The organism is Chryseobacterium sp. 3008163 (assembly GCF_003669035.1).
GTDB lineage: Bacteria > Bacteroidota > Bacteroidia > Flavobacteriales > Weeksellaceae > Chryseobacterium.
This window is the reverse complement of the sequence record NZ_CP033070.1, coordinates 3,722,388-3,746,177: the sequence shown is the minus strand read 5'-3', so window position 1 is coordinate 3,746,177 and position 23,790 is coordinate 3,722,388. Positions and strand designations below refer to the sequence as shown.

Genomic DNA, 23,790 nt, shown 5'->3' with positions numbered 1-23,790 from the left:
ACAATTTTGATAAAAAATTTATCTATTTATCTTTTGATTGCTTTACTGCTTTCGCTAAACGTATTTGCACAACATAAGGCGATTCAAATAGCATTTTTGGCAGATGTTCATTTTCAGGATCTTTATGGTAATTTTTCAGATAATACATTCAGAGGAGTAGAAAATCTAAAAACCAAAAAGAAAACCTTATTGAGAACAATGGATTCTCAGCTCCATTCGACAAGAATTTTTAATGAAAATTATTTTGCTTTTCTGGCAGCTTTGGATGATGTAGCAAAACGGGGAATTAAAATCGTCGCACTTCCCGGTGATTATACTGATGACGGACAAGCCTACAATTTAAGAGGATTAAAACAGATTTTAAATGAGTATGAGAAAAAGTATGGAATGAGGTTTTTTATTACCACAGGAAATCACGATCCGGTAAGTCCGTTTTTGAAGGATGGTGGTAAAGATGATTTTTTAGGCGAAAATGGAAGCCCTGTTAATATTTTCAGTAATAAAAATTTAGTTCAAAATAATGGTCAGGAAACCTTCATTACCAAAGATATTGCGATGTCTGGCTATCTTGAAATTATGAACGAGCTCAAAGAATTTGGGTTCTTCCCTGCTGAAAAAGATCTGTTTTGGGAAACTCCATTTAATCATAATTCTTACAAAGATTATAGTTTTAAAAATGCTTTAAAAAGTTCAGAATATTCTAACAGAATGTATGAAGTTAGTCACGGATTTTCTGTTCCTGATTTGAGTTATGTGGTAGAACCTGTAAAAGGAATTTGGCTTTTAGCAATTGACGGAAATACCTATTTGCCAAAAAACATTAATGGAAATCCAACAAATCCCGATAATTTTCATGGTGCTTCTGTTGGATACAACAATGTACTTACCAATAAAAAACATTTGATTGATTGGGTGAAAAACATTTCAAAAGAAGCAGAAAAAAACCACAAAGTTCTTATTGCATTTACGCATTATCCGATGCTTGATTACAATGACGGAGTTTCTGAAGATATTAAAAATTTATTAGGTGAAAATAAATGGCAGCTTGACAGAGTACCAGATGATCAGGTTGCTCAGGTTTTTGCCGATGCAGGACTGAAACTTCATTTCGCAGGTCACATGCACATCAACGACACCGGAATCAAAAAGTTTGAAAACGGAAAAATGCTGGTCAACATTCAGGTTCCTTCGTTGGCAGCTTATCTTCCGGGATATAAAATTTTAACGGTGAATTCTCCCGCTGATTTTGAAGTGGAAACGGTTTCTATTACTGATGTTCCACGTTTTGATGAGCTATTTCCTTTGTATCTGAAAGAGTTTGATGTTTTAAAAAGTCAGAATATAAAAGATATTTGGAACCTTGACATTTTAAAAACAAAGAATTATCATGATTTCACATTATTTCATTTAAAAGAACTGGTGCGACTGAGATTTGTTCCTTCAGATTGGCCTAAAGATTTTATTAAAAAGGCCTCCAAACTTTCAGGAGAAGATTTACTATATTTAAGTATTGGCATCGCAAATTCAAATAAAATAAATGTAGGGAATTTTAAAACATGGAATTTTGAAGATGCTTTATTAAATCTTTATCAATTGCAGTCTGCAGACGAATTAGCAAAAAAAGACATTCCTGAAAAACGCCTTTCACAATTCAAAATTTTACACGAAAATTTCGAAAAAGTGAACACAGAAGATGAATTTCTAAATCAGCTGAAAACATTCTTCAAAATTTTAAATAAACTGTCTTCGGGAGATCCCGCAGACCATTTCAAAATTGATTTTAAGAAAAGGGAAATTTTAAATTTATAATAATTGCTTCTTAAGCTTAATAATTTTGATGGTTTTAATAATGCTTCTGACTTTCAATATTTCTATTTTTTTGCATAAAATTAAATGTAATCCTTAAGTAAGTGTTTCGATATTCCTTAGGTGCAAAATAAGATGACAATTTCTACGTATTTTGAATTTTAAAAATTAATTTGCTAAAGATTATAATATCTATAGTAACGAAAATTATTAAAATCTTTGTAATTCTTGTTTTAGTTGGCTCAAACGAATCAAATCATCTATAAAAGTGTTTGAAGATACGCTCGTCTTGGTCACAAAATAGGATTCCCTATTTCTAAAATTCTTTTCAAATATTCTATCAAATATTTCGATATTTCTTCGGTTATGGGTACAACCGAAAAGCACTAATTATTTCTAATTGGTGCTTTTTATTTTTATAATATTTATACTCAATAAGTAAAATACTGATAATCAAAAAAAATTAATTTATGTAATTAATAAAATCCGGCTTCTGGTCTATGTGCTTAACCAAGTTCGAACTATATAATACAAGTTATCAAAAACGGTGAGAAATTTCAATACATATTCTTTTCAAGCCTATTCCAACTTCTTCATTAATAATCGAATTTCTGTATTCACAGGAAAAACAATATGGTACAGAAGTAAAATTTTATTATGTTGTTTTAAAATATGATCATCCATAAATCGAAACTACATCTTTCTATTTTTTGAAAAACCATCCATTTTTCAAACTTGTACTCTTTTGACTCCGAGGCAAGCCTCGAGGTATTCTCTTCGAATAAACTCCGATCATTTTCACAGGTGTTTTTGAAAGCGCGGATATTGTAAGAATTAATTCTAACAGTTTAAAAAAATTCAGCTAGGATACCTTTTTCCAGAAACTTAAAAACCCATTGCAGGCAGAGTCTACAAATTCAAAGTTTGTGGGAATTTCGTCCCATTTACTCCAATAAGTAACTAAGCGGGTCCCCACAGGAGTTTTATTGAGTTGCTGTTTTACATAATCTGAATAAGCATGGTATAAATCACTGTCAGGAAGTATGGTATCATCAATCGGATTTGAAGTATCTATATTTTCAAAAAAAGAATTAAAAAAGTAAAAGGCTTCATAATCAGAAAAGCTAATTTTATCAATATTGGAATGGATGAATTCTACATTCTCAATATTATGCCTCACTGCTATTTTTTTGATATTTTAGTGAGGGAAGACCTCTGCTCTACTCCATAAAAAAAACCTTCTGTAGAAGCAGCACCGACCAGACAAAACTTACCTGCACCCGCACCAATATCAAGCACTTTCGTACCTGGTTTTTCTACCAAATATTTTGCAGCCATTTTGGCTACAGCAACAGGAGTCCAGTGTTTTTCTGCAACGACCTTTATGTTTGGAGGATATATTTCATTAAAAATGGCATCTTTTACATCAATATTCTTCCTAATTTGTTGAAAAATCATTTTATTAATTTTAAATATTCTTCGTATGTTAAAAATTCATTTGTTGAAATATGAGTTGAAAGAATAAAAAACCAAGAATTATATGGGTCTGTGTTAATATGGGAAGGTTTTACAGCTACATTTTCATTCATCTCTACAATTTGAAAGTCACATGGAGCAACAAGCGAAAAAGTCTTATTGATTCCATGTATAGCTCCAAAATGGTTCTCTTTACCTATGATAGATTCTTGCCTGATATATTCAACCAGATGGATTTCTCCTATCTCCTTTTGAGCAAAGTCGGTAATCCCTACACAGAAATCGTATAGTCCTATTTTTCTTAACCACAGATGATTTTCTGTATAATAATGGTTTTTGGGAACAAGCATACAGTTATTTGATCTAATCTTTAATAAATGGAGTTTTCACAATGATACCTTTGACCGGTTTATTTCTTATATTAATAAAAATTTCACTTCCGTGTTTAGCACTTCCAAAACAGACGTATCCCATCCCTATTCCTTTTTTGAGTGTAGGAGAAAGTGTTCCCGAGGTAACCGTTCCAATAATTTGATGATTATGATCCCAAATTTCATATCCATGGCGGGGAATGCCTTTGCCTTCAATTTCAAAACCTACCAGCTTTTTAGTAACACCCTTTTCTTTTTGAATTTTTAAAAATCCGTTGTAAATAAAATCTTTGGTAAATTTTGTTATCCAGCCAAGACCTGCTTCCAAAGGCGAAGTGTAATCATTAATATCATTTCCATAGAGGCAATAACCCATTTCCAATCGCAATGTATCTCTGGCGGCTAATCCAATCGGTTCAATACCTTCATCTTTTCCTGCCTCAAATATCGCTTCCCATAGATGAGCTGCATATTTGTTCTCTACATAGATTTCAAACCCAGTTTCTCCTGTATATCCTGTTGCTGAGATCAAAGCATTCGGAATACGGGCTAATTCATCAATGGTGAAACTATAAGATTCTAATTCTTTTAAATTAATATCTGTCAGCTTCTGTAATACTTTTAAAGATTTTGGCCCCTGAACAGCCAATAAAGAAATTGAATCTGAAATATTGGTTACTTCTGCTCCAAAAGAATTATGTCTTTTAATCCAATCCAGATCTTTTTGTATGTTTGAAGCATTAACCACAAGAAGGTAGTCGTTTTCACTTATTTTATAAACCAGCAAATCGTCAATAATTCCGCCTGTATCATTGGGCATACAGCTGTATTGTACTTTACCAGGATAAAGTTTTGACACATCATTGGTCGTGAGTTTCTGCATTAATTCAAAAGAACCTTTTCCTTGTATCGAGATCTCTCCCATATGTGACACATCAAAAACTCCAACACTGCTTCTTACCGTTTCATGCTCGCACGTTACTCCTTTGTACTGGACGGGCATTTCAAAACCGGCATATTCTACCATTTTCCCACCAAGGATGTGATGGATTGCATTAAATGCTGTTTTCTTTGTTTTTACAGACTCCATATTGTATTATAATCCTATTAGACATTTATATACATCAGGTCTCAGCAGCCATTCTGTATCAAAAAGATTTGCCATTTTAATTTTTATCATCCACCCCTCTCCATAAGGATCAGAATTTACGAGTTCAGGATTGGATTCTAATTTGGGATTAATCTCCAATATTTTTCCCGCAATGGGTAGGAAAAGGTCAGACACTGTCTTTACAGCTTCAATTGTTCCAAATATCCCATGTTGTTTTAAGATTTCCCCAAGGGTTTCTATTTCAACATATACTATATCTCCTAATTCACATTGGGCAAAATCGGTAATTCCAATATACGCCATGTCCTTTTCTAATCTAACCCACTCATGATCTTCAGTATACAAGAGGTTTTCAGGGATCTTCATTATTGCAGTTCTTTTATTAAGTTTATATGCTTATTCAATTTATTTAATTTTATTTTGAATAATGGGACCTCCATTCAGTATTTCTTCATCCGCAAAAGACTCAAAGGACTTAAAGTTTTGTACAAACTGCTCAGCAAGATGCAGTGCTTTTTCGCCATATGCCGACTTGTCATCCCATGTATTTTTAGGATTTAAAATTTCAGATGGGACACCTTCGCATTCTACCGGCATTTGAAGTCCAAATACAGCATCACGCACAAAATCCACATTTTCAAATTTATTTTCAAGTACTGCCGAAATCATTGATCTGGTAAAAGTTAACTTAATACGTTCTCCTTTACCATACATCCCTCCCGACCAACCGGTATTAATTAACCACACCTTTATATTATTTTCTTTTAATTTTTTTCCTAATAGATCTGCATATTGAGTGGGATGAAGCGGTAAAAAAGGCTTTCCAAAACATGCTGAAAATGTTGTCTGAGGTTCTGTAATCCCAGCTTCAGTTCCCGCCACTTTTGCAGTATAACCTGAAATAAAATGGTACATGGCCTGTCCTACCGATAATTTTGATATCGGAGGAAGAACTCCAAAAGCATCACAGGTTAAAAAGAAAATATTATTGGGTGTTTTACCTATGGAAGGATGCACTGCATTATCAATAAAATCGATTGGATAAGCTGCTCTCGTATTTTCTGTCACCAAAATATTATCATAGTCCACCCTATCCGTTCCTTCAAAAAACGTACATTTTCAAGCAAAGTTCCGGAACGGATTGCTGAAAATATTTGTGGTTCTTTTTCCTCGCTTAAGTTGACGCATTTAGCGTAGCACCCCCCTTCAAAATTAAAAACACTTTCATGATCCCAGCCATGTTCATCATCACCGATTAGCTTTCTTAAAGGATCTGCAGAGAGCGTAGTCTTGCCTGTTCCGGAAAGACCAAAAAATACAGAAGTATCCCCATTAGCTCCTATGTTAGCAGAGCAGTGCATGGAGAGTATATTTTGTTCAAATGGGAGGATATAATTCAATACCGTAAAAATCCCTTTTTTAATTTCTCCGGTATATCCACTACCCCCAATGAGAATTATTTTCTTAGTGAAATTGATAATCGTAAAATTATGCTGACGGGTTTTATGAATTTCAGGCATTGCTTTAAACTCGGGAGCATTAAGAATCAGCCATTCATGTTGAAAGGTTTCCAATTCCTTTTCTGTAGGTCTCAAAAAAGATTGTTCACAAACAAATTTGCCCATGGAGTCTCAGTGATGACTTTTATGTTCAGTTTGTATTCAGGCTTTGCACAAGCGCAAGCATCCCTAACATAAATATCTCTACCTGAAAGGTGGGTTAAAACACTGTCATACAATCTATCAAAATCCTCTGGCGTAAAAGGGTGATTGACCTCTCCCCACCAAATAGAATCTTTGGTCTCATCATCCTTCACGATGTACTTATCCTTCGGAGAACGTCCCGTGAATTCACCGGTATCACAAGCCAACGCTCCTGACTCTGTGATGATCCCCTGACCATTTTTTAGAGTCTGGGATATTAGTTGCGGTACGGATAAATTCCAATAAACTTCTTTACTGGGTACAATTCCAATATTTCTTAGAGATTCTAGATATTCCATAAATCAATGCAGATTTGTTATGTTCACAAAAGTAGGAGCTTTAAAAGGAAGAAGAAATGATGCACATCGTTCATAAACTTGATTTAAGTCAAATTTATATCATCGCAAAATTGCTTAATTTAGTAGACCATGATTTCAAAGTTTATTTTTAATAATCAATATCTTTTTGAGGATCTTCCCCAATATGATAAAGAGACCCTTCAAAAGGTAATGCAGGTTAAAAATTACCGTAAAAATGAAGCCATATTTACTGAGGGAACCATTCCTAACGGTATATTTTTTTTAAAAAATGGTAAGGTTAAAAAGTATAAGGTGGATAATGATGGAAGAGAGCAGATCATCTATATCTATAATGCCGGAGAATTTTTTGGATATTCAGCCATATTAAGTAATGATACATATGGAGATACTACACTAGCGATAGAAAACTCTGTTATTGCTTTTATTTCAAAAGAAAATTTTTTGAGGATTCTTGATCAGTCAGACTTTTTCTCAAAATTACTTCTCAAAAGTCTTAGCCATGAATTTAGTGTGATGGCTAATCTAATGACCGTTCTGTCACAACGAACGGTCAGGGAACGTGTAGCATTAAGTTTATTAATTCTGCATAGAAAATATAAATCTAATATAGCAGAGGATAAAACTTATATTACATTATCCAGAACAGATCTTGCCAATATGGTAGGAACTGCCAATGAAACGTTAGCCCGTATTCTTCATGATTTCCGGGAAGATCATCTTATCGTTATGGAAGGAAGAAAAATTCTATTAATAGATTTGGAACGCCTTACCCGTATTGCGAATATCTAAAGGTAATAATTGTCTTTACACATTTCAAGGAACTGTCTGTAAAAATCTGTATTCAAAAATTTACCTTTTTAAAAATTTCACTTAAAAGAATTGCTCATGTTTAGACACAAAGGGAAAGGAAGAACATATTCCCATAATTTGAAACTGGCTTCTATATTATCTGGTGTTGCAGGATTAGTGAATATTACAGGAGTTCTGTCCGTTAACAACCTTACAACAAATGTAACGGGACACTTTGCTTTTTTTTCCGAACAACTATTTTTAAGAAATTATAAAATGGCATTTATTTATTTGCTATACATTTTATTTTTTTATTAGGTGCTTTTATTTCAGGACTGCTAATTGAATGGACTGCAAAGTACAACCCCCATAACTCATATATCATTCCTTTATCTATTGAAATTGTTCTAATGCTTCTCATCGGTTTCTCACCTGAATTATTTCCGGATAATTCCTCTGCTCCATTGGTGATTTCTTCCGTATTACTTTTTGCCATGGGATTGCAAAATGCTCTCGTTACCCGTGTTTCACAGTCTGTAGTAAGAACAACTCATCTAACAGGACTTTTTACAGATTTGGGAATTGAGCTATCGCTGCTGTTTTTTCAAAAGCAAAAAGAAAAGAGAGCACAAGTAAATAAAAGTATATTTTTAAAAATAATGATCATCATTTGTTTCTTTTCGGGAGGAATTATTGGGGCACTCACCTATCAGCATTTTCAATTAAAAACACTTCTTATCCCAGCCTGTTTACTATTATTCGCCTTGTGGTATGATAGATTATTAGCTAAATATTATCATATAAAAAGAAAACTGAGATAATGATGTTACTTTAAAAATATTCAAATATGGACGAACTTATTACAAAACTTGCAAAGATTAATCATGGATTTAAACCTTTCGAAGAGGAAGCAGTAAAAATAATAGATTCACATTCAATGATAGCTTCTAAAAATATTGCTTTAAATCTGTTAAAAAGTAATTTTTATCAAATCCGGTCATGTGCAGTCTTTATTTTAGGCTTCATATCTTCTGAGGACAAATCTGCTCTTCATACTCTAAAAGAACATGCTAAATTAGATAGTAGCTGGCAGGTTCAAGAGATAATAGCAAAGGCATTTGACCAATTTTGCAAGGATAGCGGATATGAAAATTCTCTACCTCAGATCAAAGAATGGTTAACCGATGAAAACCCCAATGTTTGCAGAGCGGTTACAGAAGGATTGAGAATTTGGACAAACCGCTCTTATTTCAGAGAATACCCTGAGGAAGCAATAAAGCTTATTTCCATTCATAAAGCAAGCACAAGCGAATACCTTCGGAAGTCGGTGGGGAACTCATTGAGGGATATAAAAAAAAGCACCCTGACCTTATTGAAAATGAAATATCTAAATGGAATCTTGATGATATCAATATTGCATTTGCCTATAGTTATGTTAAAAATCGTCATTGATAGAATGATTATTTTTATTAGTTTATCATTCATTTATGAATCATTTAATCATACTTTCTAAAATTTCTAATAATGAAACTTTGAAACCATTCTTAACAAGAAGAGGAATATAGCCACAATGATCAAGATGGGTATGGGTAAGAATTACAATATCAGTTTCAGCTATATCTAAGTTTAACGGTTGCCAATTTTGTTCACGCAAAGATTTGATGCCCTGAAACAACCCGCAATCAATTAAAATATTAAGTTCCGAGGTCTTTAATAGATGTTTGGATCCTGTAATTGTTTCTGCCCCCGAGAGATTTTAGAATAATAGTATTCATGATAAGATTTTCAAAGATTAATTGTGCTAACCTCTAATTAATTTTAATCTGCTTAACTTCTTTGTGGTCCAGTTTAGCCTTATTGATGGTTATTTTTAACAAACCGTCATTATACTTAGCTTTTATGTGTCCTATATTAACACTGTCCGGTAAACGAAAACGGCGACTGAATGAAGAAGCAGAAAATTCCTTTCTCACATAATTTTCTTTGTTTTTTTCTTTCTCGGTTTTGGTTTCAGCACTGATAATTAGCGCTCCGTCTTCCACCGCTATATGGAAATCTTTTTTCTTATATCCGGGAGCCGAAACATTGATCTTGTAGACTCCATTTTTATCAGCAATATTAATAGTAGGATCTATTTTAGAAAAATCAGGCAAGAATCCGTCTTTACTCCAAAAGTCTTCTACAATATCATTTAATGATTTCTGTGTAGTCATTTCTATAGCTTTCATAATAAAATATTTTTAAATTACTTGCTCAAAGATAGTTACGAAATAAATTTTAAGAAATGACTGCTATCGCATTTCGAAATGATAGTGATCACTTTTTTCCCCACTGGTCGAGCACCTCAATAGTGCGTGCAGCTGCTGCTTTAGAATCTGTTGTTTTAATGGTAATATATTCAAAGTCTGAATCGTTACTCATCGAACCGTCGACAATAAGATCTTGCAGAGACCAAGATATGATCAACTTGATACCAATCAACTGAAGTTTTTGGATCAGAATAGCAGACACGCAATAATCTCTGTTAATGATAATTACAGCGTCTTTATGATGCGCGAAATCAGCATTAAGCTCAGTCAAAGGATCTTTGATCGCAGTAATCTTATGTTTTTTGCGGTTGATGTGCGCCAGATTTTCTTTGTCTTCCTGACTAATATTGTAAACGATGACCTTCATGATTTCTATTCAATAGGCAAATGTATTGTATAGAATAGAGAGAAAAAATGCTGATGCGCATTTAAATAAGTGATTTTAATTTTTAAGTCTTTGAAGATTCGTGATGTTGAGAAGGGTGATTTTTCCTGCAGTTTTATCGATGAGTTTTTCAGATTTAAAATCTGTAAGGATTCTGCTAACAGTCTCACTGGCCATGCCAGCCATTGAAGCAAGATTTTCTCTTGAAATTTCAAAACAGTCATTAGAAGAATAGCTTGCATGCAACCTTAGTAAAACTTCCGCCATCCTCTTTCTAACTGAACAGTAAGCCAGCTGCAGCAATTGTTCTTCGTGATCATTGACATTTTGCGCTAAAATACTGATAAATTTCTTCGCAATATCAGGATATTTATACAAGAGTGCATTGACTAAATCTTTCGGTAGAAAACACAATTCTGTATCTTCCAAAACCTCTGCAGTTTCCTTGTATTCGTTACCTGAAAACAGCGATGTAATTCCAAAATAATCTTCTGGGTGATAAATCCCGGTCATGAGCTCTTTTCCGCCTTCATTCATCTTGGTGGTTTTTACCGAGCCCGAAATTACAAGATAGGCAGTATGGGCGGCATCGCCTTCGTAGTAAATGACTTGTTTCTTTTTAAATGATTTTACTTTGCTTTCATCAAAAGTTTTTTTCAGTTCATCAAGACCTTGAGAACCCTCAAGTAAATTCGTCATCTTATTGAGATTAGCACTGTAAATTTTCTTTTGGCGTTCCTTTTTTTTCAGCCTGCTTTCTATCGCTCCCAAAAGCTCAATATCATCAAAAGGTTTTGTAAGATAATCATCTGCACCCATTTCTATTCCCTTTCTGATCTCCATGCGTTCAGTTTTTGCCGTTATAAAAATAAAAGGAATCAATTCGGTATCCTCTCTCTTGCCTAAAAGATGCAATACACCATATCCGTCAAGCTCAGGCATCATAATGTCACATAGAATAACATCTGGTATATGTTTAATAGCCAGTTCAATTCCTTTTTTTCCGTTCACAGCCTGAAAGACCTCGTAGTTGGCCAATTGAAGAATCTCTGAAGTACTTTCACGGATATCGTCATTATCTTCAATGATTAGAATTCGTTTTTTTTCCATTGCGTAAAAAGAATAGTTTTAATGTGGATTACTTTTTTATTTCTGAAATGAAAGTGTGAACAGAGTTCCTTCTCCCGATCTACTTTCATATTTAATACTTCCATTCATCAGATTGACATATCTGAGCACAATATTAAGACCTAAACCCGTTCCCGGGATATTTCCGGTATTGTGAGCTCTGAAAAAAGGCTGAAAAAGGAAAGGCTGATCTTCCTCCGGTATCCCCAGGCCATTATCTTTTATGGAGAACACATATTGTTCTTCATTTACTTCAGAAAAAAACTCAATAAGCGTGTGCTCACCTGAATATTTAATCGCATTGCTTATTAAATTAATCAAACAGTTTCTTAGTAAATTCTGATCTAAGCAGACGATCTTTTCAGATCCTGAATGCTGGTAAATGATAATCTGGTCTTCTTTGCTGATGAGTTGCATTTCTTCAGCAATTTCTTCACAAAACTGAAGGATATCAAATGACTCATATTGAGCCTCTACAATTCCCGAATCCAATTTTTCCAACGAGAGAAAATCATTCAGGATAGAATTTAATCCGGTTATCGAATGTTTAACTTTATGAAGATGTTTTAAGATCTGCTCATCATCGGAAATTTGAAGATACTTTTCTATTAATACCACTGAAAGCTGCATAGAACTTAGGGGAGTTCTGAATTCGTGAGAGGCCATCGATACAAATCGGCTTTTCATACGGCTGAGCTCCTTTTCTTTTTCAAGAGAATTGTTGGCTTCTTCCTTCGCCTCTTCTAACTCACAGAGCATCTGCTTCAGGGTTTTGGTTCTGTTTTCCACCAGTTCCTCTAGCTCAAAAGTGTACTTTTTTAAATTTTCTTCAGCTTCCTTTTCTTTAGAAAGATCATGGATAAAACCTGCATAAATTACTCTGTCTTCGTATTGGACTTCACTTACCGCAAGCCTAAAGGGAAATTGGCTGCCGTCTTTTCTTAAACCTCTAACCTCCCTACCCTTACCGATAATTTTTTTCTCTCCGGTATTATGATAATGAGATAAATAACCGTCGTGTCTGCTTTTATCAGGTTCCGGCATTAGTACCGAAATATTTTTACCTTTAAGTTCCTCTTCCGTATAGCCAAAAATTTTACGTGCTGAAGGATTCATACTTTCTATTCGTCCCCTGTTGTCAATGGTGATAATACCGTCAATAGCAGTGTTTATAATGGCATATAACAGCTTTGCGCTTTCCATAATTTACAAGTATCTGAATCTTATAAATTTAAGACTTTATATCCAGTAAACATGATCAATGAAGATTTTTTCATTAAACAGTAGCTTGTTAGTAAAAAAATGGACTTAAATCTTGTACGTTAAAAATATTTTCATTTGCTGCTAAAAAGATACAGTCTGCCCTTCCGGAATAATTAATAGAGGTATTTCCAGATGGTTTGCCTGCTCAACTGCGTGGCTGACGACTACTAATTTATCGAAAAAACCTCTATGCTGATGTCCCATAATTAACATATCGATATCTTTATTTTTCAATATATCTAAACCGTAATCAATGTCTTCGCTATAAATACAGTTATAACATATTTTGCCGTCAAATTTCTTTAAAAAAATTCTTTTCTGTGCTCATACTCTGTATTTTCAATAACCTCATTGCTGCTCTGAATAATGTGCGTAATCAAAAGCTCGGCGCCAAAGTATTCAGCAAATTCAATTAAAGATTGGGCTGTCTTTATATCCTTCTTATCAAGATCTGTTGCAAACGCAATTTTTTTCAACCCTTTAAACTTGTGTTTTGGAGGGATTAAAAGGAGAGGATGCTTTGTATTCTCCATCATTTTCAGACTGTTGCTTCCAAAAAGGAATCGGGTAAGCATTCCGGCTCCCTGCATCCCCATCACAATAAGAAGGGTTTTATTTTTGGCAGCAGTATCATTGACTAATTGGATGACATCTCCCCATAGTATTTTCTCCTTATCTTCTAAGGTTTTCGCCAGCTTTTTAAGTTCTTCGTCGTTATCCTTCTGCAAGGCAGGATATTCATATACAGCCCAGGCAGTCTGCCCAAGCATGGGGCTTTCAATAGGAATCTCAAAAGAATGGCAAAGATGCATATCTGATTTCAGGGCATGAGCTAGATGAAGTGCATAAACCGCTGCATTTCTTGCCGGCTTTGAAAAATCTGTGGGTACTACAATTGTTCTCATATTTTTAATTATTTATTTTTGATTAAATGGTTTGCCAGTAGCGTATATCATTGATTTTTTTTATATCTTCAATCTTTTATTGCAGATGAATCGTAAAGTCTTTGAAATCCTAATTATGAATGTCTTGGACTCTATAAGATCTTAGGTAGCTTTATATATCACTCTCTTTTTCTTTTCACATATTTAAAGATCTCAAACCATAGCACTGAGACTGCTGCTATGAAAAATGACATCCCTAATTCATTCAAAGTAAGAACAGTTACTTTAAAGAAAAAAGATACTGGCTTCACGTATAATATAACCAACAACAGCCCTAAGACTAAAGAAGAAATACCAATAAGTAAGAGATTACGGTTTTTTAAACTTTCCCATACACTATAGTAAAACGATCGATTAACGAAGCTTAGGAGTATATTGGCAAAGATGAGTGTGCTGAATACCATGGCTCTGGTTTTTTCTTCACTGCCACCAAGTTGAACGCTATACTGATATACGAACAAAATCCCAACACTGATAACCAGTCCCTGTAGTATACTGATCCCCAACTCACTGAAATTCAAAAAAGTTTCTCCCAATGCTCTTGGAGGTTGGGTCATTGTGTTTTTTTCCATCGGTTCATTTTCGTATACAATGGAACAGGTCGGCCCCATGACGAGCTCAAGAAAAATAACATGAACCGGAGTAAATATTTGAGGGAATATCCAGCCCAGAAATAACGGTAAAGAAACAGTCAATATAATAGGAATATGAATAGAAATAATATACTGAACTGCCTTTTTAATATTCGCATAAATTCTTCTTCCTGCAGCGATTCCAACAATAAGTTTTGCTAAATCATCATTCGTGATCACCAATGCGGCGGCAGATTTGGCAATTTCTGTTCCTTTATTGCCCATGGCTACACCGATATGCGCAGCTTTAAGCGCAGGGCCATCGTTCACACCATCTCCAAGCATCGCCACTACTTCTCCTTTCTTTTTTAAAGCATTAATGACAGCTAGTTTTGCATCGGGAAACATCCTTGTAAATAAATTACTGCGTTCTGAGATATTTATTAAATCTTCTTCGGAACTATTGATAATTTCATTTCCATTGACAGCAGGAGCGGAATTTACAATCCCAGCCTGTACTGCAATAGCTTGGGTGGTATCTTCATTGTCTCCTGTAATTACTTTGACTTTAATACCTGCATTATAAATACTTTGAAATACATCCTGAATTCCTTTTTTAGGAGGATCATAAAATACCGTCAAACCTAAAAACTCAAAAACAAAATCCTGTTGTCTTGCAGGAAAATTATTTCCTTCAAAATCGGACTTGGCCACTCCCAAAACCCGGTATCCCAGCTTTCCAAATTTCTGTATAATGTTTCTGATCTCTTGTTTTTGGATTTCTGACAGCTTTGAAACCTTCAAAATGGCTTCAGCGGCTCCTTTCGCTGCAATGATTCTATTTTTATGTACATTTTCAAAAAGATGGGTCATCATGGGGGGCTTGCCTTCCAGCGGATATTCATGAAACATTTGAAATTCTTTCCGTTGATCATTTTTTTGTGTCTGCTCATAGATTTTGTGAAGTGTGATTTCCATAGGATCAAAAGGTAGCGGTTCACTACTCCACATAGCGTAAGCGATCAGTTCTTTTACCTCATCAGTTTTAAAATCGGTTTCTTCGTAGGTCTTTCCTGACCGGAAATCATACAGATACTTCAGATGCATTGAATTTTCAGTAATGGTTCCGGTTTTATCGGTACAGATCACCGTTGTACTTCCTAAAGTTTCTACAATACTACTGCGCTTTATAATAATACCCTGACGCATAAGTTTCCATGCTCCTAATGCCATAAACGTTGTAAATGCTACAGGAATTTCCTCGGGTAACACCGACATTGCTAATGTAAGACCACTGAGAAGACTTGTTACCAAATCTCCTGTTTTTATGTAATTGAAAATGCACACTGTTAAAAAAATAATGAAACCGATAGCAGCCATTCCTTTGACAAATTTCCCGATTTGGATCTGCAGTGGAGAAATTTCCTCTTTAATAGTTAGAATTGATTCGCTGATCTGTCCGATCTTTGTTAACCTTCCTATTTCCCGAACCTCAAAAACAGCTAATCCAGAAACAGTTACAGTTCCACTGTACACGAGATTATTTTCTGTATTGCTATCTTTAAAGACTGAAAAACTTTCTCCGGTAAGCGAAGATTCATTCACCGAAAAATCATTACTGTGTACAATTTTACCATCGGCGTTGATAATCCGACCTTCCTCAGTAATACATAAATCACCTACAACAATCTCATGTGTTGGTATTTTTACAACCTCCGAGTTTCTGATGACCGTACTTAGAGGTTCGTTGAGTTTTTCAAGTTCTTCTAAAGCTTTTTTACTCCGATTATCCTGATAAAAAGATATAGCAGTCACCGCAATAATAGCCACCAGCATAAAAACAGCCTCACCATAATCTCCGACAATAAAATAAATGACGGATATAATGATCAGCAAGATGAGCATCGGCTCTTTCAAAATATTAAGCAGCAGATCTAACCATGTATTCTTACGAATACCCTCCAACCGGTTGTAGCCATGCTGTTGTCTGGAAGAATAAACTTCCTCTTTCGTGAGGCCTTTAAATTCTGTAGGTAAATGGTAAGACATAACGAATAAATTTGTTATCTAAAAATACGATTTACCCATATTTCTTTGCCTGATTAAGATCAAATTTAATAATGATGCAAATCACATATTTTTCGAAAAAGTTTTCAGAGTTTTGAATAGGAAATACAGATTAAAAAAGTTGAAACCTAAAATATTTGTTTATTTCAGAACCAATAAAAAGTTATCGTAATTCAAATAATTTAAAATCATTCTAACCAAAACATTTCCTAATTTTGATCAGTGAAAAAATTGATTTCCATACTGTTGATGACTTTATATTTGGTTTCTACAACCGAACTGTATCAGCTGTTGAAAATTCCTGATCTGATAGAACATTATTGCGAGCACAAAGCTTTGAATCCTGAAATGTCTCTTACTGCATTTCTCAAAACCCATTACGATCATCCCGTTAAAGACGGTGATTATAAGAAAGATCAAAAGTTGCCGTTTGTGGTTCACTCTGCTCCATTGATTCTGTTTTTCACATTAGAAAAGGGATTTGCATTTGAAATTAAAAACGAACATCTACCTGCAGTACATTCCCAAAAGATTCCTTTCAGTGATATAGATTTTTGCTACAAAGGCTTTTTAAATTCTGTTTGGGAACCTCCTAGATCCTTATATTCATAACATTACTTACAATAAAATTTGGTCAAAAGTCTGATCAAATTAAACAACTCTTTATAGATCTATATAAAAGGTTTATAAGTATTTCATATCAATACATAAAATCATTATAAAATTTTAAATAATGAGAACATTATTTCTAAGCCTAACAATGGTTATGCTTTCTTTCTCAGCTAAGGCTCAAAATCGTTTTGAGGATGCAAAAAAACAGCGACTGATAAAAAGGAGCTTATTTTACTCAATTTTTCGGGTTCAGACTGGTGCATTCCGTGCATCAAACTTCATAAAAATATTATTGAAACTGAAGATTTTAAAAAACTGGAAACAGAAAATGTGATTATCTACATTAACGCAGATTTTCCGAGAAACAAGAAAAACCAGCTTTCTCCCGAATTAAAAAAGAGAACGCTTCGCTTGCAGATCAGTATAATCAAAAAGGGCTCTTTCCTTACACCCTTTTATTAAATTCTGAAGGAAAGGTACTGAAAAGCTGGGAAGGTCTACCTTCTGAAAACGCTTTGGCTTTCAGTAAAGAGATCCGGGAAATAAAAGAAAATCAAAAACAGTAGACAATGATGTTTAGAGAATTCAAAAGACCTCAAAAATTAATGGGCAATGCTTTTGAAATTACCGTTGTTAATGATGATGAAAAGACGGCACAACAGCACATTGACGCTGCCATAGAAGAAATCCGGAGAATCGAAAAGCTACTGACCACCTTCAGTGAAGAAAGCCAGACCAACCTTATCAATCAAAATGCAGGAATACAACCTGTAAAAGTTGATTGCGAAGTTTTTGAACTGATTGAAAGAAGTCTGAGAATCAGCCATATTACCGATGGTTATTTTGATATATCCTACGGCGGAATCGATAAAAGTTTCTGGAATTTCGACCGGGAGATGAAGCAGCTTCCTGATCCCGAATTAATCAAAGATCATTTGAAGTTAGTCAATTACCAAAACATTATCCTGAATCGTGATAACCAAACTGTATTTCTGAAAGAAAAAGGAATGAGAATCGGTTTCGGAGGAATCGGAAAAGGATATGCAGCGGAAATGGCAAAAAGACTTCTTCAGAAAAGAGGTGTTGCTTCGGGAATTGTAAATGCTTCCGGCGATTTGACGACCTGGGGAAATCAGGCAGACGGAAAACCCTGGACCATTGGAATTGCCGATCCCGAAAATGCAAAACAGCCGTTCTCATATATGAACATCACCGATATGGCGATCGCTACCTCAGGAAATTATGAAAAGTTTGTGGTCATCAACGGTAAAAAATATTCTCATACCATCAACCCAAAAACAGGAATGCCAGTTTCGGGTGTGAAAAGTGTAACTATTTTTTGTCCAAACGCTGAAATTGCCGATGCTATGGCAACCCCCGTAAGCATTATGGGAATTGATTCTGCCCTCAATATGGTGAATCAGATCAATCACCTGGAATGCATCATCATCGATGATCAGGACAAAATATATTCATCTCAAAACATTAATTTAAAATGAATCCAATCTTGGATTTTAAATTTTAAAAACAAATTTAATTCAAATGAAAAATTTCATAAAAATAACAACAGCAATTTGCTTTTTAGTAACCATCGCTTCTGTACAATCCTGTACAACCGTAAAAGAATACGAAAAAAACAAATTAAATGATGCTGAAATGGTTCTTGGAAACAGAACTATAGAAAAAACCGAGCTGAGCTTTCAGTCTTACAGAGAAGGTTCCTCAGGCGCTAATGCTGGAAAAGTGGGCGGAGGTTGCGGATGTAATTAAAAGAAGAGTAATTGTAAAATTTAATTGTGATTTAAAATGAGAAAAATTATCATAAGTATCATTGCTCTTTTTGGAATTTTCAATGCAAAAGCGCAGGAAAATACCAATACTGAGCCTTCAAAAAAACTAAGTCTGGATGAGATTAATCTTGTATCGAGCTATTATAAACAAGACGGAAATAATTCTGCGGTAACAGGAGGAATCGGAACTGAGAAACTAACCGACGTCTCCAATACCATTGATATTACAATGGTGAAGTACGATAAAAATTTAAGGAAAAATAAATTCGATTTCAGTGTCGGAATTGATCATTACACTTCCGCATCTTCCGATATGGTCGACCTGAAAGCCAATTCATCAGCATCTCGTTCAGATAACAGAATTTATCCAACATTAAACTGGAGTAGAGAAAATGAAAATAAAGGAACGACTTTAATGGCTGGAGTTTCATTTTCTTCTGAATATGATTACCAGTCTTACGGTGCCAACATTGGCTTTGCAAAGAAAACGCCGAATAAAATGGGTGAATTTACTGCAAAACTTCAGGCTTATCTGGATCAGGTAAAAATGATAGCTCCCATAGAATTGCGAACTGCAGATAATAATGGAACGAGCGCAAGAAATACTTTTGCATTATCGCTCTCTTATTCTCAGATTATCAATCAGAATTTTCAAGTGGAGTTTTTGGCAGACGGAATACAACAGACCGGATATTTGAGTTTACCTTTTCACAGGGTTTATTTTACGGACAATTCTGTTCATCAGGAAGCATTGCCGGATAAAAGATTTAAAATTCCTTTAGGAGTAAGAGCCAATTATTTTTTAGGAGATAAATTCATCATAAAAGCATATTATCGCTATTACACAGATGATTGGGGATTAAAATCAAATACATTCAGTCTGGAAACCCCTGTGAAAATTTCACCTTTTGTTTCGGTAAGTCCTTTTTACAGATATTACTCACAGACTTCTGCGAAATATTTTGCACCTTATCAGCAGCATACTGCCTTTGACGACTTTTATACCAGCAATTATGATCTGTCTAAATTTGACAGTCATTTTTACGGAGCCGGAATCCGATTCAGTCCGAAAAATGGTTTATTTGGTATCGAAAGGCTCAATATGCTGGAAATCAGATACGGTCATTATACAAAATCTGTAGGGATGCAGTCCGATATTATTTCGTTGAATTTAAGGTTTAAATAAAAATTTAATTGACTTGTCACTAATGGCAAGTCAATTTTTTTAAAAAAAATTAAGCACAATTATTTGCAAAACGAACGAAAAATATCCGTATCAAATCTTAAAACTTATAAACACCAAGTGATATCTTATGAGAGGAATTTCACATGATATTTATGCTAAAAAAAATCAAATCTCCTCAACCTGTTTCCTGAATATCAACAAGGGAACCTTTGTATGAAATGAATATTCAGCAGAATGCCCTGCATAAAATATCTTTTCAAACCAATTTTTGTTCTGCTCTGTAAACATGACCAATACTGAAGGTTGTGTTTTTTTAACAACAGATTCTATGGCTTTAAGCAAGTCATCATCTCCATTCCTTTCTTCGACGTGTACGCTCACAGGATATTGTGTGATCTTTTCTATTCTGTTCTTCAAAATCTCCCTGTTCTCTTCATCAAAAGGTTCTGTCGTAAAATTCAATAATTCTATAGATGCTCCGATTGGTTTGGCAAATGACAAGACTTTAATTACTTCTTTTTCATAATCATCAAGATCTGATGCGTATAAAACACTTCTTACTTCATTTACTTTATAATCATGAGGAACGATAATTAAAGGCACTTTTGATAAACTAATCAAGTTCGATGTCACGCTTCCCAAAATCTTTTTTAATGCACCTCTACCTCTGGTACTCATACAGATATAATCATATTCATTTTCTTCAGCGTATTCTTTGATACTGTCATCGGGTAAAGCAGATATTTCTACTGCATATTGAATATGTTGAGGTTCTTTATGTAGCGTAGCATATATTTTCTCTACAAAATGAATGAGCTTCGCATGTATCAGCTGTTTCTGTTCATCCTGATATTCATCCAGTCGTACGGTATCCCAAGCAGAGGGAGTTTGCAGATGATGAACATTGATAAAAGTAAGATGATAGTCATTTTGGGTTGCTAACTGAATCGCAAACCGCAATCCGGATTTTGAATGATCCGAGAAATCTGTTGTAACAAGAATTTTTTCCACTTTTTTTTAATGTTTAAGTTAGTTTTTAGTTATTCTATTTTTTAGAATTATATTAAATAGGATTAGGTTTATTTCGTTTTAAGAACATTCATGAGGTCTTCCAGATAATCCGTCTGTAATTCCTGAATTTCCAATAGTTTTTTATTTTGATTAACCAACAGATGATCTATTTTCTCGCTCAGCAGTTTTATTTCCAGCTCAGCTTTTAGATTGATTTTGTAATCGTGTTCGGCTCTGATTCGGTCTTTCTGTTCCTGTCTATTTTGGCTCATCATAATGATGGGTGCCTGAATCGCAGCAAGGCAGGACAAAATCAAGTTCAATAAAATAAATGGATAAGGATCAAAAGGACTGATTGATAAAAACCAGATATTAATGCATATCCATACGACAATGAAAAAGAAGAAAACGAGAATGAAAGTCCAGCTTCCTCCAAAAGATGCTACTTTGTCGGCAAGCTTTTCACCAACACTAAGGTCAGACTCTATCTCATCCTGTATATTTTCTGAAAGGATAGAATTATTTTTTATAGCATCTATGACATCAAGATCTATAATTTCCAATTCGCCTTTTTCCTGCGATATTAAAGAGGTTAAATATAAACGTCGGTACAGGTTCAGTTCAGTCAGAGATATAAAATCATCCCCGTCAAATCCTGGAAAACCTTCTTTGATCAGATTAAAAATCCCGGCTCTGATATCATGACCATAAACCTCCTCGCCTTCTCGTATTTCCCTACTGCTGATATAACTCGTTTTCATTTTTAATAACTAATTGACGTAAGTTCAGTGTATTTTACTGAATAATTTTATCTCTTAATAAAACCCCATCAGCTGAATAGAACAAATAATGTTTTGAAGATCCTTTCTGTACTTTTATTTTATAGACCTTAAACTGATCTAGAACACTGTCTCTAAATATTTCTTCTTTCTCTTTTGCAATCTTCCATTCTTTGTATGGTCCTTTTTTTATAGCATCATATATAGATGCCGGAAGAGTTGACATCAATTTTTTACGAATAACAACTTCCTTTCCCTCCCGGCAATACATTGCCTCCCGATGTGTCGTTCCTTCAATAAACTCTACGACAAAATAATCGGAAGCCGGTGAAGAATTCTCCGAGGAAACGTGATCGTACCAAACATCTCTGAAATTTTTTGTAGGATAACCTCTCCAATGTTCTTCTTTAGCAGTCGGATGATCTTTAGCAAAATGTTGAGCTACATCAATAGGAATTTCTGTTTTTGGAATTTCAACGGGTTTGTTCTTTATTGTTTCAGTTGCTGTGTTTTCTCGGTTTTGACCCTTTGTGCTAACTGTTAATGTAACTGATGTCATGATCAGTACAAGAAATTTTAAAACCTTGATTTTCATGGTGTATATTTTATAAGCTGTTAAAAGGTTTTACGATCTATCGTTATGTGATTACTTGGGATAACTATTGAACACAATTTCCGTCATCTATAGAAAATCGTTGAAATGTTCCTTCGCGGTTTCTTTCAACGCCTCATCAAAGAAATCAACCAAAAAAACGTAAACTCATTCTTCTACAAAAAACTAGACGATAACTTTTCCGGTGATCCCTTAACTACCTTTTATCAAGGCAAATTTTTTTTCAAAATTTTTCATTGTCTCAATCTTTACAACCTTTAAATTCATATACATTTCGCTGGGCAGTTTCATCAAAAAAAACTTAAAAGCACATTCAGTACTTCTAAGTTTTTTATAAAATGGATTAGAAAGCATATTCATAATCTACTTTCAGTTCATTTTTCACATGCCATATACCAGGTGTTTTCCATGCTATGCGACCTGCTTCTTCTCTTGCATAAAAGGAATTTACCAATCCTGTTAGAGTTACAGTTGTTCCTGAAACGGCAACATCAATATCGCTGTCATCAATCGCACTTCTTTTAAGAGCATCTTTTACCGCTTTCTGTTCTATTACATCATGAAGTTCAGATTTAATTTTAATATTATTAAAAACCCCTTTCACTCCTTTAAGATATTTGATCACTCTTTTAGCCGCTTCTTTCTGATGATTCCATGGCAATACTCCTTCTAAAGTAACCCACCCATCTTCTACCTTTACCGAAACTTTATCATCAGGAACGTCCCATGCAGCCTTCAAAGCATCCAATACTTCTCTTGCAATTTCCGGATCTGTCTTCGTAAAAGAATTGGGAAATTTCACCTCGATGTTTTCTACCAAAGCTTTTACACCACTTACACTTTTAGCAGCCTCTTCCGCCTCCGTTTTTTTCGCATAGCTGTCGACAATACCTGTTAAAGAAACAATACCATCTTTAGCAATGACTCCGATTTCTGCTGAATTGAGCAGTGGTTCCCATTTAATGGCATCCTGAACGTCTTTTTGTAATTCTGAATTTGTTTTCATTTTTTTTAATTTTAATTTTGAAATAGGCTTTTGCTGTTTAATATTTCAAAGTTCCGCAAAGTTCTGATTGAATAAAGTGATGCTCATCACGCTGTCATTTGATACTGGTCAACTTACATTAAGTAGGTAAGTCATTTGGGATGACCAAATATTATTTGATTAAATCAAACTGTTTTTATTTCAATTCAAGGCGATATATATTAGATTTTTATTGCTGAACCAACAAGCTGAAAATTACATGGTCAATCTTAACGGTTATCATTGGAAAAATACAGCTTAGCACCCGTTGCTTCTGCAAGTTCGCGTGAACCTGAGAGAAAATCTGCGTGAATGTGCGTTTCGATTATATGGGTAATTGTCAGATTATTTTCTTTGGCAAGCTGAACATAGGTATCGATATCTCTTTTGGGATCGAAAACAATCGCTTCTCCAACTGCCTGACAGCCGATTAGGTAACTCGACTGTGCAAGGCTCTTATCATAAATATGCTGAAAAAACATAAATTAAACTTTTAATGTTGAACTTTAAATTAGAGGACTTATCTTTAAG

The 23,790-nt window shown here is 34.5% G+C and carries 26 protein-coding genes and 1 pseudogene; 8 read left to right on the top strand and 19 right to left on the bottom strand.

Translation table 11 applies throughout. The features are described 5' to 3' along the window. Positions 1-6: 6 nt before the first annotated feature. Entirely contained in the window at positions 7-1,809 is a 1,803-nt protein-coding gene (locus EAG08_RS17315; RefSeq protein WP_228446625.1) for a metallophosphoesterase family protein, read from the top strand. Positions 1,810-2,668: 859 nt separating this feature from the next. Here the strand turns inward: EAG08_RS17315 and EAG08_RS22335 are convergent. The 6 genes and pseudogenes from EAG08_RS22335 to pckA form a co-directional block, all read right to left on the bottom strand. Next, complete coding sequence (locus EAG08_RS22335) at positions 2,669-2,986, bottom strand: hypothetical protein (protein ID WP_228446624.1); 318 nt, start codon at positions 2,984-2,986, stop codon at positions 2,669-2,671. 2 nt (positions 2,987-2,988) lie between these two features. Further along, positions 2,989-3,264, bottom strand: a complete 276-nt coding sequence (locus tag EAG08_RS22330) for a protein-L-isoaspartate O-methyltransferase (RefSeq protein WP_228446623.1) — start codon at positions 3,262-3,264, stop codon at positions 2,989-2,991. Then, entirely contained in the window at positions 3,261-3,632 is a 372-nt protein-coding gene (locus EAG08_RS17305) for a glycine cleavage system protein H (protein WP_129536517.1), read from the bottom strand. Before EAG08_RS17305 ends, EAG08_RS22330 begins: the two co-directional genes overlap by 4 nt. Before the next feature lie 13 nt (positions 3,633-3,645). Continuing rightward, positions 3,646-4,743: a glycine cleavage system aminomethyltransferase GcvT gene (gene gcvT, locus EAG08_RS17300; protein ID WP_129536516.1), complete on the bottom strand. Its 1,098-nt coding sequence runs from the start codon at positions 4,741-4,743 to the stop codon at positions 3,646-3,648. A gap of 6 nt (positions 4,744-4,749) precedes the next feature. Next, positions 4,750-5,130 carry a glycine cleavage system protein GcvH gene (gcvH, locus tag EAG08_RS17295; protein ID WP_129536515.1) on the bottom strand — a complete coding sequence of 127 codons (381 nt, stop codon included), beginning with the start codon at positions 5,128-5,130 and terminating at the stop codon, positions 4,750-4,752. 39 nt (positions 5,131-5,169) lie between these two features. Then, a pseudogene (gene pckA / locus EAG08_RS17290) lies at positions 5,170-6,766 on the bottom strand (phosphoenolpyruvate carboxykinase (ATP)). Between the two features lie 129 nt (positions 6,767-6,895). Between pckA and EAG08_RS17285 the strand changes: the two are divergent. The 3 genes from EAG08_RS17285 (at position 6,896) to EAG08_RS17275 (ending at position 9,089) form a co-directional block, all read left to right on the top strand. Then, positions 6,896-7,576, top strand: coding sequence for a Crp/Fnr family transcriptional regulator (locus EAG08_RS17285; protein ID WP_129536514.1), 681 nt, complete (start codon positions 6,896-6,898; stop codon positions 7,574-7,576). A 281-nt stretch (positions 7,577-7,857) separates the two neighbouring features. Continuing rightward, positions 7,858-8,397, top strand: coding sequence for a YoaK family protein (locus EAG08_RS17280; protein WP_317126333.1), 540 nt, complete (start codon positions 7,858-7,860; stop codon positions 8,395-8,397). A gap of 26 nt (positions 8,398-8,423) precedes the next feature. After that, the gene (locus EAG08_RS17275) at positions 8,424-9,089 is read left to right on the top strand and encodes a HEAT repeat domain-containing protein (RefSeq protein WP_228446622.1); all 666 of its coding nucleotides are present in this window, start codon (positions 8,424-8,426) and stop codon (positions 9,087-9,089) included. Here the strand turns inward: EAG08_RS17275 and EAG08_RS17270 are convergent. The 8 genes from EAG08_RS17270 to EAG08_RS17240 all read right to left on the bottom strand — a co-directional run bounded on the left by EAG08_RS17270 (position 9,069) and on the right by EAG08_RS17240 (position 16,226). Further along, a complete protein-coding gene (locus EAG08_RS17270; RefSeq protein WP_262696753.1) occupies positions 9,069-9,251 on the bottom strand; it encodes an MBL fold metallo-hydrolase in 183 nt (60 codons plus the stop codon). The genes EAG08_RS17275 and EAG08_RS17270 overlap by 21 nt on opposite strands. A 133-nt stretch (positions 9,252-9,384) precedes the next feature. Further along, positions 9,385-9,804 carry an Hsp20/alpha crystallin family protein gene (locus tag EAG08_RS17265; protein ID WP_129536513.1) on the bottom strand — a complete coding sequence of 140 codons (420 nt, stop codon included), beginning with the start codon at positions 9,802-9,804 and terminating at the stop codon, positions 9,385-9,387. Positions 9,805-9,892: 88 nt separating this feature from the next. Then, complete coding sequence (locus tag EAG08_RS17260) at positions 9,893-10,252, bottom strand: hypothetical protein (protein WP_129536512.1); 360 nt, start codon at positions 10,250-10,252, stop codon at positions 9,893-9,895. A 75-nt stretch (positions 10,253-10,327) separates the two neighbouring features. After that, the gene (locus EAG08_RS17255) at positions 10,328-11,380 is read right to left on the bottom strand and encodes a response regulator (protein ID WP_129536511.1); all 1,053 of its coding nucleotides are present in this window, start codon (positions 11,378-11,380) and stop codon (positions 10,328-10,330) included. A gap of 36 nt (positions 11,381-11,416) precedes the next feature. After that, positions 11,417-12,601, bottom strand: coding sequence for a PAS domain-containing sensor histidine kinase (locus EAG08_RS17250; RefSeq protein ID WP_129536510.1), 1,185 nt, complete (start codon positions 12,599-12,601; stop codon positions 11,417-11,419). 141 nt (positions 12,602-12,742) lie between these two features. Next, positions 12,743-12,865 carry a hypothetical protein gene (locus tag EAG08_RS22325; protein ID WP_262696752.1) on the bottom strand — a complete coding sequence of 41 codons (123 nt, stop codon included), beginning with the start codon at positions 12,863-12,865 and terminating at the stop codon, positions 12,743-12,745. A 98-nt stretch (positions 12,866-12,963) separates the two neighbouring features. Further along, the gene (locus EAG08_RS17245) at positions 12,964-13,566 is read right to left on the bottom strand and encodes a universal stress protein (protein ID WP_228446620.1); all 603 of its coding nucleotides are present in this window, start codon (positions 13,564-13,566) and stop codon (positions 12,964-12,966) included. 158 nt (positions 13,567-13,724) lie between these two features. Further along, positions 13,725-16,226 carry a cation-translocating P-type ATPase gene (locus EAG08_RS17240; protein ID WP_129536509.1) on the bottom strand — a complete coding sequence of 834 codons (2,502 nt, stop codon included), beginning with the start codon at positions 16,224-16,226 and terminating at the stop codon, positions 13,725-13,727. Between the two features lie 240 nt (positions 16,227-16,466). On the opposite strand from EAG08_RS17240, the gene EAG08_RS17235 reads away from it, so the two are divergent. From EAG08_RS17235 to EAG08_RS17215, 4 genes are all read left to right on the top strand, one after another. After that, complete coding sequence (locus EAG08_RS17235; protein ID WP_129536508.1) at positions 16,467-16,856, top strand: hypothetical protein; 390 nt, start codon at positions 16,467-16,469, stop codon at positions 16,854-16,856. 572 nt (positions 16,857-17,428) lie between these two features. Beyond that, positions 17,429-18,355: an FAD:protein FMN transferase gene (locus tag EAG08_RS17225; protein ID WP_129537287.1), complete on the top strand. Its 927-nt coding sequence runs from the start codon at positions 17,429-17,431 to the stop codon at positions 18,353-18,355. A gap of 43 nt (positions 18,356-18,398) precedes the next feature. Next, on the top strand, positions 18,399-18,626 hold the full coding sequence (locus EAG08_RS17220; protein WP_047443853.1) for a DUF4266 domain-containing protein: 228 nt from the start codon (positions 18,399-18,401) through the stop codon (positions 18,624-18,626). 36 nt (positions 18,627-18,662) lie between these two features. Then, entirely contained in the window at positions 18,663-19,832 is a 1,170-nt protein-coding gene (locus tag EAG08_RS17215) for a DUF3570 domain-containing protein (RefSeq protein ID WP_129536507.1), read from the top strand. 165 nt (positions 19,833-19,997) lie between these two features. Here the strand turns inward: EAG08_RS17215 and EAG08_RS17210 are convergent, their stop codons facing one another. The 5 genes from EAG08_RS17210 to EAG08_RS17190 form a co-directional block, all read right to left on the bottom strand. Continuing rightward, positions 19,998-20,843: a universal stress protein gene (locus EAG08_RS17210; protein WP_129536506.1), complete on the bottom strand. Its 846-nt coding sequence runs from the start codon at positions 20,841-20,843 to the stop codon at positions 19,998-20,000. A gap of 68 nt (positions 20,844-20,911) precedes the next feature. Further along, positions 20,912-21,604 carry a DUF1003 domain-containing protein gene (locus EAG08_RS17205; RefSeq protein WP_129536505.1) on the bottom strand — a complete coding sequence of 231 codons (693 nt, stop codon included), beginning with the start codon at positions 21,602-21,604 and terminating at the stop codon, positions 20,912-20,914. Positions 21,605-21,638: 34 nt separating this feature from the next. Beyond that, a complete protein-coding gene (locus EAG08_RS17200) occupies positions 21,639-22,217 on the bottom strand; it encodes a hypothetical protein (protein WP_129536504.1) in 579 nt (192 codons plus the stop codon). Positions 22,218-22,578: 361 nt separating this feature from the next. Beyond that, a complete protein-coding gene (locus EAG08_RS17195; protein ID WP_129536503.1) occupies positions 22,579-23,241 on the bottom strand; it encodes a BON domain-containing protein in 663 nt (220 codons plus the stop codon). Between the two features lie 248 nt (positions 23,242-23,489). After that, complete coding sequence (locus EAG08_RS17190; RefSeq protein WP_129536502.1) at positions 23,490-23,741, bottom strand: MBL fold metallo-hydrolase; 252 nt, start codon at positions 23,739-23,741, stop codon at positions 23,490-23,492. Positions 23,742-23,790: the final 49 nt, after the last annotated feature.